13 protein-coding genes are annotated in these 14,661 nt (G+C 39.1%); all 13 read left to right on the forward strand.

From position 1 onward, the window contains the following. Positions 1 to 4 precede the first annotated feature (4 nt). The 13 genes from MCO_RS07725 to MCO_RS07785 all read left to right on the forward strand — a co-directional run bounded on the left by MCO_RS07725 (position 5) and on the right by MCO_RS07785 (position 14,235). Positions 5 to 2,359, forward strand: a complete 2,355-nt coding sequence (locus MCO_RS07725) for a VirB4 family type IV secretion/conjugal transfer ATPase (RefSeq protein WP_040299082.1) — start codon at positions 5 to 7, stop codon at positions 2,357 to 2,359. Then, on the forward strand, positions 2,356 to 2,793 hold the full coding sequence (locus tag MCO_RS07730; protein ID WP_007553611.1) for a hypothetical protein: 438 nt from the start codon (positions 2,356 to 2,358) through the stop codon (positions 2,791 to 2,793). Before MCO_RS07725 ends, MCO_RS07730 begins: the two co-directional genes overlap by 4 nt. Continuing rightward, on the forward strand, positions 2,780 to 3,745 hold the full coding sequence (locus tag MCO_RS07735; protein ID WP_007553612.1) for a type IV secretion system protein: 966 nt from the start codon (positions 2,780 to 2,782) through the stop codon (positions 3,743 to 3,745). The genes MCO_RS07730 and MCO_RS07735 overlap by 14 nt, the downstream gene beginning before the upstream one ends. Before the next feature lie 208 nt (positions 3,746 to 3,953). Further along, the gene (locus tag MCO_RS07740; protein ID WP_007553615.1) at positions 3,954 to 4,268 is read left to right on the forward strand and encodes a hypothetical protein; all 315 of its coding nucleotides are present in this window, start codon (positions 3,954 to 3,956) and stop codon (positions 4,266 to 4,268) included. Further along, positions 4,222 to 4,926: a virB8 family protein gene (locus MCO_RS07745; protein WP_196794039.1), complete on the forward strand. Its 705-nt coding sequence runs from the start codon at positions 4,222 to 4,224 to the stop codon at positions 4,924 to 4,926. Before MCO_RS07740 ends, MCO_RS07745 begins: the two co-directional genes overlap by 47 nt. Continuing rightward, complete coding sequence (virB9, locus tag MCO_RS07750) at positions 4,923 to 5,786, forward strand: P-type conjugative transfer protein VirB9 (protein WP_007553619.1); 864 nt, start codon at positions 4,923 to 4,925, stop codon at positions 5,784 to 5,786. Before MCO_RS07745 ends, virB9 begins: the two co-directional genes overlap by 4 nt. Then, entirely contained in the window at positions 5,783 to 6,952 is a 1,170-nt protein-coding gene (virB10, locus tag MCO_RS07755) for a type IV secretion system protein VirB10 (RefSeq protein ID WP_007553622.1), read from the forward strand. The genes virB9 and virB10 overlap by 4 nt, the downstream gene beginning before the upstream one ends. After that, on the forward strand, positions 6,949 to 8,019 hold the full coding sequence (gene virB11, locus MCO_RS07760; protein ID WP_007553624.1) for a P-type DNA transfer ATPase VirB11: 1,071 nt from the start codon (positions 6,949 to 6,951) through the stop codon (positions 8,017 to 8,019). The genes virB10 and virB11 overlap by 4 nt, the downstream gene beginning before the upstream one ends. Before the next feature lie 66 nt (positions 8,020 to 8,085). Next, positions 8,086 to 8,292 carry an antitoxin VbhA family protein gene (locus MCO_RS07765; RefSeq protein ID WP_007553626.1) on the forward strand — a complete coding sequence of 69 codons (207 nt, stop codon included), beginning with the start codon at positions 8,086 to 8,088 and terminating at the stop codon, positions 8,290 to 8,292. A gap of 10 nt (positions 8,293 to 8,302) precedes the next feature. After that, a complete protein-coding gene (locus MCO_RS07770) occupies positions 8,303 to 9,937 on the forward strand; it encodes a BID domain-containing T4SS effector (RefSeq protein ID WP_007553627.1) in 1,635 nt (544 codons plus the stop codon). Positions 9,938 to 10,101: 164 nt separating this feature from the next. After that, positions 10,102 to 12,021, forward strand: coding sequence for a Ti-type conjugative transfer system protein TraG (traG, locus tag MCO_RS07775; RefSeq protein WP_007553629.1), 1,920 nt, complete (start codon positions 10,102 to 10,104; stop codon positions 12,019 to 12,021). Positions 12,022 to 12,126: 105 nt separating this feature from the next. Then, the gene (locus tag MCO_RS07780; RefSeq protein ID WP_007553631.1) at positions 12,127 to 12,528 is read left to right on the forward strand and encodes a hypothetical protein; all 402 of its coding nucleotides are present in this window, start codon (positions 12,127 to 12,129) and stop codon (positions 12,526 to 12,528) included. Positions 12,529 to 12,636: 108 nt separating this feature from the next. Continuing rightward, complete coding sequence (locus tag MCO_RS07785; RefSeq protein WP_007553633.1) at positions 12,637 to 14,235, forward strand: BID domain-containing T4SS effector; 1,599 nt, start codon at positions 12,637 to 12,639, stop codon at positions 14,233 to 14,235. Positions 14,236 to 14,661: the final 426 nt, after the last annotated feature.

Consider the following 14,661-nt stretch of genomic DNA (forward strand, 5'->3'; position numbering starts at 1 on the left):
TCAGATGTCCGTCATGAAACGGGATGCTCAGTCTGAAGATTATATTCCTTACATACGCCATGTCAATCAACACGTCATTGCGTTAAACTCGCGCTGCTTGATGACTGTGATGACTGTTGAGGGTATAAATTTTGACACTGCAGATATCGATCAATTAAATTCCTTGCATAACCAATTAAACACTCTCTTGAAAAATATAGCGGATGAACGTGTTGCTTTATATTCTCATATCATCCGTCGACGTGAAATGATTTATCCAGAGAGTCGTTTTTCTTCATCTTTTGCAGCAACATTAGATGAAAAATACAAAAATAAGATGGTTTCTCAAGAGCTTTATAGAAACGATCTCTTCATTTCACTTCTCTGGAATCCGGCATCCGATAAAACGGAACAACTTGCCTCATTTTTCCAGCGATTAGCAAAGGCGAAGAAAACACAATCTGAACCAGATATAGAAGCTATTCGTAAACTCGAAGAGTTAAGCCAAGATTTCATGCAAGGTTTGGAGGAATATGGAGCGCGTCTCTTGTCAATTTATGAACATGATGGCATTTTATTTTCTGAACAAAGTGAATTTCTACACCAATTGGTGGGAGGAAGACGTGAACGCGTTCCTCTCACATTTGGTACTATCGCCTCAACGATTTACTCAGATCGTGTTATTTTTGGCAAAGAAATTATTGAAATTCGTCATGAAAGTAATGAGCGCTTTGCTGGCATGTTTGGGTGGAAAGAATATCCCTCTAAAACACGTCCAGGTATGACAGATGGTTTGCTTACAACACCGTTTGAATTTATTTTAACACAATCTTTTGTCTTTAAGAGCAAAGCAGCTGCCGGTACCATTATGGGCCGCAAACAAAATCAAATGATTAATGTGGCTGATCGTGCCAGCTCACAAATTGAAGCGCTGGATGAAGCGCTGGATGATTTAGAGTCAAATCGTTTTGTTTTAGGTGAGCATCATCTCTCTCTAACAGTTTTTGCCGATCATCCAAAAATATTGGCTGAAAATCTCTCAAAAGCACGTTCCCATTTAACCAATGGTGGAGCAGTTATCGCCAGAGAAGATTTAGGATTGGAGGCAGCATGGTGGGCACAACTGCCTGGAAACTTCAGTTATCGTGCGCGCTCTGGAGCTATTACCAGCAGAAATTTTGCAGCTTTATCGCCTTTCCATTCCTTTCCCGTTGGCAAACTCGAAGGCAATGTTTGGGGAACTGCTGTAGCATTGCTAAAGACACAAGCTTGTTCACCTTATTATTTTAATTTTCATTACGGTGATCTTGGCAACACCTTTGTGTGCGGCCCATCTGGATCTGGCAAAACTGTTATTGTTAATTTCCTTCTCGCACAATTGCAAAAACACAATCCAACAATGGTCTTTTTTGACAAGGATCAGGGTGCAGAGATTTTTGTACGGGCTGGAGGAGGAAAATATAAACCTTTGAAAAATGGGAAGCCCACAGGGATTGCGCCTTTAAAGGGCATAAAATATACGGAAAAAAACAAAATCTTTCTTCGCAATTGGATCTTGAAGCTTGTCACCACTGAAGGACAAATGGTAACAGAACAAGAGCGACAAGATATCGCTAAAGCTATCGATGCCTTGGAAAGCTTTCCCCACGCACAACGCTCTCTTGGCGCTCTTCAACTGTTTTTTGATAACACATCAAAAGAAGGCATTGCTATACGGTTACAACGCTGGATCAAAGGCAATGACTTAGGTTGGGTTTTTGATAATGATCAAGATGATCTCAATTTAGATTCCCAATTTATTGGTTATGACATGACGGATTTCCTAGACAATGAAGAAATTCGGCGCCCCTTGATGATGTATCTGTTTCACCGCATTCTTGATCTTATTGATGGGCGGCGCATTATTATTGTCGTTGATGAATTCTGGAAAGCGCTTGAAGACGATTCATTCAAAGCTTTTGCGCAAGATCGCCTCAAAACGATCCGTAAACAAAATGGCATGATGCTATTTGCAACACAAAGCCCCAAGGATGCTTTAAACTCAACAATCGCACACACGATTATTGAGCAATGCCCTACTCAAATATTTTTTCCAAATCAAAAAGCAAATTACCACGATTATGTTGAAGACTTCAAACTGACTGAACGTGAATTTGAACTCATACAGTCAGAATTAAGCAGAGAATCCCGACGTTTTCTCATTAAGCAGGGAAACAATTCCGTCGTTGCCGAACTTAATTTACGCGGAATGAACGATGAGATCGCTGTCTTAAGTGGCACAACCAAGAATATTGAACTCATGAATCAAATTATCGACGAATATGGAGCAGACCCAGAAAAGTGGTTGCCCATATTCCATCAAAGGAGAGAAAAACAATGAAAAAATATGGCTTAATCACACTGTTATCTTTATCTTTTATCTCTCATGCAACGTCACAAACGACTTCAAATGTAGATGAATATTATCAAAATGCGTTAGCAAGCATCCAAAGACTAGACACTAAGCAATCAAGCGCAGCTGAAACCATTTACGAAAATACAACAACAACTGAAGCAAAAATCAAGCAAATAAGTGATGCATTGGCATCAAAAGAAAATCTTAAACCCGAAGAGTTGCAAGATCTTCAAATAAAGTTGTCTCTTATTCAAGCAAATCTTCAAACGGATGCTTTAAAACTTCAATCTTTGTCTATGATTCAAACAAAAGATATAAAAACAAAAGAAGAAATATATGAAGAAGAAGCAAAGAAAAAAAACAACGCGTTTAAAGAAAAATTAAAAGAAGAAATTGCGAAGTCTGATGTACGGTTCTAGTTTTTCCCCATTTCTAAGCATTTCTGCGTATATTTTTCAACCTCTCGATGAGGCGATGAATGCAACTGTGAGTGGTTTGTCTTCTGCTATTGCAAAACCACTCAATCTTGCCTCGATCATTTTTATCTTTCTGTATGGCTATAATGTTATGACTGGCCGCGTTGCCCTTTCCATGCATAGTCTTCTCAATAATGTTGTTAAAATCGTTGTTGTAACGACAATGGCAACGAATGCGAGCGTATTTAATATCTATGTTAAAGACGTTTTTTTCAATGATTTAGTGAACGCTATTGGGAATGCGCTCAACAGCAATCCTACTAAATCTAATGTCTTTGATTATATTTTGTTACAGGCAAATAGGTGTTATCAAGAAGTCTTATATAACGCTTGGTTTCTTGAAAAAATCGTGGTTGGCCTTCTTGGCTCTCTAATGATGCTGGCTGTTATCATCTTTTGTATAGCTGGTTTTGTTGTCCAAATGTTTGCACAAGTTGCACTTATAATGATTATAGGTCTAGGACCACTCTTTATTAGCTTCTATTTATTCAATACAACCAGAAAATTCACTGATGCATGGATTGCGACATTGGCTAATTTTACCATTTTGCAAGTTCTAGTGATCATGCTGGGAACGATTATGTGCAAAATTATTATATACGTTCTTAGAGGTTCATATGATTCGATTTATGTCCTCTTCCCCCCTGTCGTTGTCATTTCGATGGTAGGAGCTATTCTCTTCCGTGCCCTTCCTGGCATTGCCTCTGCGCTGTCCTCTGGTGGACCATACTTTAACGCAGGAGTATCTTCAGGCGGACAGATTTTCACCATGCTTACCGGTGGCGCTAAAGCAGGTGGGAATGCGGCAAAAAATACAATTTCAAGACTCTCTGGTACTGCAAGTGCGGCAGCCAAAGTTGCCCAAACAGGAGCACGAAGTCGTGGTCGATTTTAATGTCAGACACCTCTAAAAAAAAACAGAGATCTTATTTTTGTGGCGCGTGTGCTAAAGAGTGCACGCCCCACACATATATTGCATGAAATATTTGATATTCTTGGTTCCACAAGATCAGTTAAAATTTTTCATCGTTTGCTTTTGTAAAATTGTTCAAAGCAAAAAAAAACACGCATTATATTCAAAAATATATTTGTGAGTTCAAAAAATGAAACGAAAATTAACCTTTTTTATGATTCTTACAATTGCCCTTACCGGCTGTGCCTCCCTGAATGGCCCCAAAAAACCACCACGATGTAATGGCAAACATACCCGCATTTTAAATAGAGATAAATGGGATTGGGACAATAAAAACTTCATCCTACAAGAAAAAATCGTAAGGCCTGTTACGACACCTATCATCCTCAACACATTGGAAAGTGAAAAAGCAACAGCGGACGTGATTCTTAAGGAAGCTCCATTAAATCCCATAAACCATAAAACACTCTTTGATAAAACTGTGGAGGACACGCGTGAAAAGTGACGCATTTGATGAATATGTAAAAGAAGCACGCTCATTCGATATTGATCGCATGCATGGTATGCGCGTGCGGATGAAAATTACCATGGCACTGACCGTGCTTTTGGGCTTAATAACAATCGCTCTAGCTTTAGCTGTAGCAGCATTAACACCCTTAAAAACCGTAGAACCCTTTGTAATCCGTGTTGATAATTCAACAGGTATTGTTGAAACGGTGAGTGCTCTAAAAGAAACTCCCAACGACTATGATGAAGCAATAACACGCTATTTTTCTGGCAAATATGTTCGTGCGCGTGAAGGATTTCAAGCATCAGAGGCAGAAAACAATTTTCGCTTAATTTCTCTTTTATCTTCTCCAAAAGAACAGAGTCGTTTTGCACAATGGTATGCGGGAAATAATCCAGAAAGTCCGCAAAATATCTATCAAAACACAACTGCTACAGTTACAATCAAATCAATCTCCTTTTTAAGCAAAAATCTTGTTCAAGTGCGTTACTATAAAACGGTCAGAGATCCCAATGGAAAAGAAAATATTTCCCATTGGGTTTCTATTTTAAACTTTTCCTACATTAATGCACAGATTTCAACAACGGACCGCTTAATCAATCCCCTTGGCTTCCAAGTATCGGAATATAGATCCGACCCAGAGGTGATAAAATGATCCAATTTCTAAAAATAATCTTTTTTGCTTTTATTGTAGCAATAAGCTGTCGTACAATTCCATCATTTGCGGAAACAGCCCCTGTGAGTGCACGCAAAGACAATCGCATTAGATTTGTCAATTATGACCCCTATAATGTCGTACAAGTGATTGGCTCTATTCGTTCTTCAGTCCAGATTGAATTTGCCGATGATGAAGAAGTGTCCTATGTAGGGATTGGCAATTCCGTTGCTTGGCAAGTAGCCCCAGCTGGCCACTTTGTCTTTCTAAAACCGCGCGAAATTCAACCCATTACCAATTTACAAATCGTAACAAGCCGCCAAGATGGAACAAAACGCTCTTATCAATTTGAACTTCAAGTGCGTGAAGGCGATGTTTCAGCGGGAAATGATACATATTTTCTGGTCAAGTTTCGTTATCCAGAAGATGAAGCCTTGCGAAAAAAATTAGCCGAAGCAGAAAAAGCTGCACAGCGCGAAGAAAACTTTGTCAATGATATTTTAAACACTCATGAAGATTTTGGACCACGCAATTGGGCTTATGAAGCGCAAGGTTCAACTCTCATTGAACCAAGCTCTGTCTATGACAACGGTAAAACCACAACCTTTACATTTTTGGGCAATACTGAAATCCCCGCCATTTACCTTGTCTCACTTGATGGGCAAGAATCTCTCGTTCCAAAATCGATTAAAGGCAACAAGGTTATTGTGCATGCTACAGCTGCGCAATTTACTTTGCGCCGCGGCAATGACGTGCTGTGTATTTTCAATAAAAGGTTCTCACCTGAAGGAATTAATCCTGAAACTGGAACAACATCACCCTCTGTACAACGTAAAGTGAACATAGGAAACCAGCCATGAACGACACAATGGATGAAAAAAACATCAATGATCGCGATACGATAAAGGACACTCAAGGGAAAAAACAACAGACCAATGTAGGCAAAGTGGCTGCTCTTGTTATTCTTTTCAGTGTCTGTCTTTATTTAGCATATTCAACGCTTGTTACAGACAAAAAACAATCTGTTGAACTACCAAAAGAAGGAGTTATTAAACAAATAGAACTTTTCCGACCTGCACAGCTAAAGCCTATATCCTCTGAAGTAACCGAGAAAAATAACGCTCTTTTGCCAAAAGTTGAGCTACCAACGCCCACAATAAATCAATCAAAGCCTGATGATTCACTCTTGGAAGCAGCACAACGTGCTCCCGTATTAGCCTATGCAAACACACAAAAAAGCAAAACAAATACAGCAATCAATAATATCGCTGCGCTTCAACTAGAAACTAAACCCGACGAAACAGCACAACGCTTTAACCATCTTCTCAAGCCAACAACCCTTGAAGGTGTTCGCGCTTCAACACTTGGCAATCGAAACTACATTATCGCGATGGGTACTTCCATTCCCTGTATCTTAGAGACAGCAATCAACAGTGACCAACAAGGATTCACCAGTTGTATCGTCTCCAGAGATATTTTGTCAGACAATGGGCGGGTTGTCCTTCTTGATAAAGGCACACAAATTATTGGCGAATATCGCGCTGGATTAAAAAGAGGGCAAAATCGCCTTTTTGTACTATGGAATAGAGCTAAAACACCAAGTGGCGTCATCATAACATTAGCTTCACCAGCAACAGATTCCTTAGGACGTTCTGGTATGGATGGAGATATTGATAATCATTGGTTCGAACGAATTGGATCTGCGCTTCTTGTATCCATTGTCAAAGATGCAACAAATTATGCGAGAGAGCGTTTTTTAAAAAGCTCAGACAAAAAAAACTCTGAAACAAAAGACTCTGAAACAGTCTCTTCGGGACAAAATATTGCAAATATTATCACCGAAAATTATGCCAATATTCCTCCGACATTGTCCAAAAACCAAGGAGAAATGGTTAATGTTTTTGTTGCCCGCGATTTAGATTTTTCCAGTGTTTATAAATTGAAAATCGTCGAAAACAAAAAACAAATTGTTAATCGGGCTCTTTCAAGAAACTTTTATAAAAACCCTACAGTGACTTTGAAATGAACCAAAACGTACACCCGCTGAATGATGAAACCGTCGCAATTGTTCTAACAAAACTTGCACCGATCAGTGCTTTTCTAAAAGATGAAAGTCTTTTTGAAATTGTTATCAATCGTCCTTATCAAGTGATGACGGAAGGACTTGAAGGATGGAAAACAATAGAAGTGCCAGCCCTCTCATTTAATGAACTTATGGGAATTGCTAAAGTTATCGCTTCCTATTCTAAGCAAAACATATCAGACAAAAATCCCATATTATCGGCTACCCTGCCAGGGAATGAACGTATTCAAATTGTCATTCCTCCGGCAGTGGAAAAAGGCACGATCAGTATGACAATTCGCAAACCATCATCGCAGAGTTTCTCCCTCGAAGATCTTGCAAACAAAGGTCTTTTTTCGCTGTGTGAGCAAGTATCATTTACACCCTTAAATGATTATCAAGCGCGTTTTAGCGAACTCAAAAGCACTGAGCATGACTTGGTAACCGCTTACTGTAATAAGGATTTTGTCTCTTTCTTAAATCAAGCTGTACAGTGTCAAAAAAATATTTTGATTTCAGGGAAAACCGGCTCTGGTAAAACAACGTTGTCAAAAGCATTAATCGCTAAAATTCCCAAGAATGAGCGTGTTATTACCATTGAAGATACACAAGAACTGGTTGTGTCACAACCCAATCATGTTTCTATGATTTATTCAAAAGATGGACAAGGTTTAGCCTCTGTTGGCCCCAAAGAATTGCTTGAATCTGCTTTACGCATGCGTCCAGACCGTATTCTTTTACAAGAACTTCGAGATGGTACAGCTTTTTATTATATCCGCAATGTCAATTCAGGCCATCCAGGTTCGATTACAACAGTTCATGCGTCAACAGCGCTTGCTGCCTTTGAACAAATGACCCTTTTAGTAAAAGAAAGTGAAGGTGGAGGCGATTTAGAGCGTGATGACATTCGGGGTCTATTGATTTCAATGATTGATATCATCATCCAGTGCAAACGGGTTGAAGGAAAATTCAAAGTCACAGAAATGTATTATGACCCGTTCAAACAACGAAACATCTTTGGGGGAAACTAAAAAATTCTCCCCTGCACCAAAAGGCTTATTTAATGCAACTGTTGAAAAACAGACAAGGAAAAATAAATGGAAACAAAAACGACAGAAAATTTCTTATCAATAACGCTAGAAGAATTAAAAAAGCGCCGCGAAGCAGTTAATGCAGCCATCAGCAGCCATGCGCTTGAAGGAATAACACTTCATCCTACAACACTCAAAATTTTAGAAGAATACGCAAGGGGGAATATTTCACTAGAAGAATTTAACACTCTCATGGACAGCGCTATATTATAAGGAGGTCATCATGCCAAAAGCAAAGTCAAAAACAAAAAATATATCGTCCATCTCTCCCCATAACTACACCTATCCTAATAGTAACACGTTGAAAAATAAATATGGAATAAAAAACTTAAAATTATTTCTGGAGAAATGTTCCCATGATACAACAAAAGCGATGATCAATCTGCGCACAGAGCCCCTACCAGAACAGTTTGATGCCTCTTATTTATGCCATATTCACAAAAGTTTGTTTTCTAATACATTTGAATGGGCTGGACAGCTCCGTAATATTCCCTTCACATTTGAAGATGGAACCATCGCTGTCATGCCAGAAATGAAAAGAACGGGCTGGGAAAGTGCTTTTGCGATTGGGGATAAAATTCAAGAAGGCTTACAAAGATTAGATCAAACGCTTCGCGAAAAGAACAATTTGCAAGGCTTAACGCGTGAAGATTTTATTTCTGAAACAATGGAAATGTTCAACTCTCTCAACCATATACATCCTTTCAGAGAAGGTAATGGACGCACACAACGATTCTTTTTTGAAAATCTCGCCAAAGCAGCAGGACATCAACTTAACTTTTCACTTGTAACAAAAGAACGCATGATGGTTGCAAGTGTTGCAGTAACAGAAGATGGTAATCTAGAACCTATGAAACATCTGTTTGAGGATATCTCTAACCCAGAAAAAATACGTGTTTTAAAGGAATTCATGGACAACATGAAAAAAAGCGGTCGCGATATTAATAATCGTCCCGTTATGGTTGCAAAGGAAGGTGAGACTTACACCGGCATCTATAGAGGTGCTGGTCATGAAGGCTTTGCACTCAACATCAAAGGTGCTTACATCATCGGCAACAAAGAACATCTCACACCAGAACAAATGAAGACATTAAAACCTGGTGACAAATTCACCTTTACAGCCCCAAAAGCCGAAGAACTTGAAAAAGTGCTCATCCCAAAAGAACAACTAGCCCCTTTGACAAAAAGTGAGCTTTCCGAAAAGATTGCAGAAGATGCTCGTGTCCACACATGCCGCGAACAAATCCAGAAATGCACAAAAATTGTTTATGGCAGCTCAAAAGTATTAAACGAACAAATGGTGGAGATTATTAAAAATCCAAGCTTTGGGGAACAGCTCGCCAATCAGATTGAAAGGGCACCTAGCTCTGTTTCTCGTCTTGCAGGGTTTGATCTCCTTTGCTTAAAAAATCAAGTGCGCACAAATGCTGAAGAACATGTGGATTTACTTTGTAACGCAGTTGCAAATTACGCGTACGCTGTAAAACAAGCTGGGAAAAGTATCACTCAAGAACATGAAATCGAACAAGAACGCCGCGGAAAAGCAATAGAGAAACCGAGTAAAGACTTGCAAAATCTCCTTTGCTTATCACCAGAAACACAAAGAGAAGTCTTGTCTCAATTTCCTCTGTTGTACAAAGAACTCCGCACGTTTGTACGCAATTTAGAGCATCGTCTCTCACCAGACGAGTATAGAGCGATAAAAAACAATGATTATGAAACACTCGCGAAAAGTATTGGTGTATCAGAACAAAAAGCACGAAAAATTACCAACACTGTTCAGAAGGCTAAAGAAACACATACTCGAGCCTACACATCCACACTAAATCGCTCGAATGCGCTCGCTATGGCCAGCTAGAAAATTTGAAATCTTGTTCCTTTATTAAAACATCCATGGCTGGGAAAGTTTTGATATCTCCCACTCATGAAAAAAAGGGGGGGGGGGAGATATCTCACATCCTAGCACTAATTTTGAAAGCATCGTTTTGTGGCATAATCAGAAAAAATCGAAAGTAAGAAGCAATGAAATACACAAAGACACAATTGGCGCTCATTTTAATGCCAATCGTTTTAGGAAGTTTAACGATATTCGTTGTTCCTCATTTGTTGTTGTTTATCACAAATGGATTAGACAACAATCAAATTTATTGGTATCTTCGTTCAAAACCTTTATTAGTGTTGGTGCTGGTTGTTGCTGTCTCATTGCTTTATACCCTATCGCAAAAGCTATACCTGCGCAAAAAAATCACGCTTGTTTCAGCTATCTTTTTTGGGATCACTGCTCTTTACTATATTGGAGGTGAAATAAAGCGCTTAAGCCCCTATGTTGGTCAACAAGGAATAACTTGGAACTATGCTCTCAAGTTCATGGATTCTATGGTTGTTTTTGGTGTCATCATCGGCATTGTTCTTTTAGCAATTCAAATCATGACAACCTCTCCACGGAACAACAAAGTCAAGCGTGCAAAAAAAGGAATTTTTGGTGACGCCTCATGGATGAGTTTAAAAGAAGCGGCAAAAATTTTTCCTGCTAATGGCCAAATTGTTGTTGGTGAAAGATACCGTGTTGATCAAGATAGCGTGTGCAATATTCCCTTTTCACCTAGCAATAAAACCACATGGGGTAAAGGTGGGACGGCACCTTTGCTTACCTTTAATCTTGATTTTGGTTCAACCCATATGATCTTTTTTGCCGGTTCTGGTGGATATAAAACAACAAGTACAGTCGTTCCAACATGTTTAACATATCCAGGCTCTATCGTTTGCCTCGATCCTTCAACCGAAGTTGCACCTATGGTCAGATTTGCGCGGAAAAAGATGGGCAACAGAAACGTTATTGTTCTAGATCCCAATTCGGTCTTAACAAGAAATTTTAATGTGCTCGATTGGCTTTTAGACGACAGCGTACCACGCACACAACGTGAAGCCAATATTGTGGGTTTTGCCAAATTGCTTCTCACGGATAAAAAATCAGATAATTCTTCAGCAGAATATTTTTCGACGCAAGCGCATAATCTTTTAACGGCTCTTCTTGCTCATGTCATATTTTCTGATGAATATGAATACCATGAACGTAATTTAAAAACACTGCGTGGAATTTTGTCTCAATCAGAAACAGCAGTTGTGGATCAATTGCGTATGATTCAAGAAACAACGCCTTCTCCTTTTATTCGTGAAATGGTTGGTATCTTTACAGAAATGGCGGATCAAACCTTTTCAGGGGTCTATACAACTGCATCAAAAGATACCCAGTGGCTTTCTTTATCCAATTACGCTGATCTTGTCTGTGGGAGTGATTTTGCATCCTCAGATATTACAAACGGGAATACCGATGTTTTTCTCAATCTTCCCGCAAGCATTTTAAATAGTTATCCAGCAATTGGACGGGTCATTATTGGTGCTTTTTTAAATGCAATGATTACAGCTGACGGAAACTACAAAAAACGTGTTTTGTTTGTCTTGGATGAAGTTGATCTTCTTGGTTATATGAATATTTTAGAAGAAGCCCGTGATCGCGGCCGTAAATACGGCACATCCTTAATGCTCTTTTATCAATCCTCTGGACAGTTGGTCAATCACTTTGGAGAAGCAGGAGCACGCTCATGGTTTGAAAGCTGTTCATTTGTGAGTTATGCCGCCATCAAAGACCTCCAAACAGCCAAAGACATTTCAGAACGTTGTGGTCAAATGACCATTGAAGTGACCGGAACAAGTAAATCAAGAGGTTTGTCTTTAGCAAAAGGCTCTCAAAACATCAATTATCAACAAAGAGCCCTGATTTTACCCCACGAAATTATCCAAAATATGCGTCAAGATGAACAAATTATTCTTATGCAAGGACAGCCACCTTTACGATGTGGTCGAGCGATCTATTTTAGGAGAAAAGAAATGTTAGCAGCTTCTGAAAAAAACCGTTTTGCTCCCCAAGCAAAGAAAAAGTAAAAAAATATCCTCTTAATGGATTGAACAACAAAATAACAACAACAGCATAAAAGGCAAAAAGCGTGCGTTTTACCTTACAAATGCCTATTAAAAAGGAATTTTCACATGATCCAACAAGAAAAATTCTTAATTGTTGCTTTTGCGCCTGTACTTACCAATGCTGACGCTCTTTATGAAGAACCCCAAAATAACCAAATAATTAATGGCGACCATAACCACAATTCCCATACTTTACATACCCATCAAAAAGCTTTTGAATACGGCTTTATTAAAAACAAAGCACCAAAAAACACACGCATTTGTGACAATGCTAAACAATGGCAGAAAATACACCTAAAAGACTTTCCAACAGCATTTTCAAAAAGAACTAAGAGCACATTCAAAAAAGAAATGTACATGACACTCATCTCAAAGGAACATTTTACGTTTCTCACTTCAAAAGAATTAAAAAAACACCACGAAGCCGTTGAGATCACCATCAACACCCACACATTTGAGGGAATGTAACTCCCTCCTAAAACACTCGAAATTTCAGAAGAATACGCGATGGGGGAACTTTTCAAACGAAGAGTTTAACACTCTCATGAACCACCCTATTCTCTAAGGAGATATCCTATGTTAGAGCAAAATTATCTGTATAAAAAAAGCAAAACATTGAAAAATAAATACGGCATCAAAAATCCACAAAAACTGTATGAACGCTGTGCCCATGAAGCAGCTAGAGCGGCTGTGAATTTTCGCCATGAACCATTACCACGAAAATTTGATGCAGACTACCTGAAATCAATTCACTGGAACCTCTTCTACAACACTTTTGAATGGGCCGGACAGACCCGTGATCAATCTTTTACATTTGCAGATGGCACCACAGCCCGTATGCCAGCAATGCGACCAAAAGGTTATGAGGTTCCCTTTGCTGTCGGTTCACAGATTCAAAGAGAGCTTAAACAATTAGGGCAAAAACTTACAGCGAAGAGCAATCTACAAGGTTTATCGCGGCAAGAATTTGCTCTAGAAGCCGCTGAGGTATTTATAGCTCTCGACCATGCTCATCCGTTCAGAAAAGGCAATGGACGCACACAACGCATGTTTATGGAAAAGCTTGGACAAGCAGCAGGGCATCCAATCGACTTTTCTTTTATCACAAAAGAACGCCTGACAAAGGCTAGTATTGCAGCAATGCAAAACGGCAACCCACAACCAATGAAGGATTTGTTTGAGGATATCACACATCCACAAAAAGCACTTATTTTAAAGGAATTCATCTCCCAAATGAGAAATGCTGGACTTGATGAAATCAACAATCATATTGTTATCGCAGCAAAAGAAGGTGTAACCTACGACGGCATCTTTAGAGGGATGAGCGCAGAAGGTTTTGTACTGGAAATGGATGGTACTTTCGTCGTCGGCCATAAAGATGACCTTTCACCAGAGCAAGTAAAAACATTACAGAACGGCGCCCTCATATCTTTCCAGAAAAGCAATGTTAAAAGCCTGAAAGAGCCGCTAATCCCAAAAGAAACATTAGCACCTCTCACCAATGAAGAACTCTTCGAAAGAGTTAAATATGATCCCTCTGTCGCAGCATGTCGAAAAAAAGTTGAGCATTTGTCAAAGCGTGTTTATGGCAACCTACAAGCTTTAAGCACAAAGATGGACATAATAAATGCAGATCCAAGCTTGGGCGAACAATTTACAGACCAAATAACTCAAAATCCTAAATCCGTCTGTAAATTTGCGGGAAGGAAAATATTGGGTATAAAAAGCCCGTCTCGCAGACATGCAGAAAAGAGTACTCCACAGCTAGGTGAAGCATTTAAAAATTATGCAACAGCAGTACAACAGACAAAGGATGAAATTCTAGAACAACACACAAGGGAACAAAATCGCTTGAGTCAATCTGTCGAAAAGCCTACGAAAAACCTGCAAAACCTTTTTTCTCTATCACCGGAACAACAAAGAGAAGCCTTGTCTCATTCCCCTGCGCTGCGACAAGAGCTGCATATTTACGGGCGTCAATTATATAATCGTTTATCATCACAAGAGCGTAAAGCCATACAAGAAAACGATACTACAAGACTTTCTTGCATGCTTGGTATATCGGAAAGCAAAGCAAAAAACATTGCTCAAACCATGAAACTCACCAAAGAAGCACATTGTCAAATGCGCGCTCTAAAAATTAGTCGTTCTTCATCGCTCGCCCTCACCGGCTAAAGACCGGTACAATTTTAGCTTTTCATCTGACCTCTTGGCGCCAATTATTGTATTTTAATTGTGCCAAGAGTTTTTATGAAATGTCAAAGAAAAATTTCATAAAAATAACCCCCGTAATTTTATTTAACTTATTGATAAAATTTCATAAAAAAACTGTATAAAAGACATAAATATCGATTACGATAACCACGAATAGCGGAGGATCGTTGGAGATCATTCAAATGGGCATCCTTCTTCGCAGTAAAGCGATAAAGGTGGAGAGTGCGCTAAAGAAGTTTTCCAAAACAATTCTTGAAAGGAAACATGCATGAAAAAAAATCATCCTTCCCCTTCTTCACAACCTAACCCAGAAGCCCTTTATGCAACGGTTAATAAACCAAACAGAGGGAGAAGCACCCAAGGAGCAGCAGAAGAAACTATTTATGC

The sequence above is a fragment of the Bartonella sp. DB5-6 genome, assembly GCF_000278115.1.
Classification (GTDB): Bacteria; Pseudomonadota; Alphaproteobacteria; order Rhizobiales; family Rhizobiaceae; genus Bartonella; species Bartonella refiksaydamii.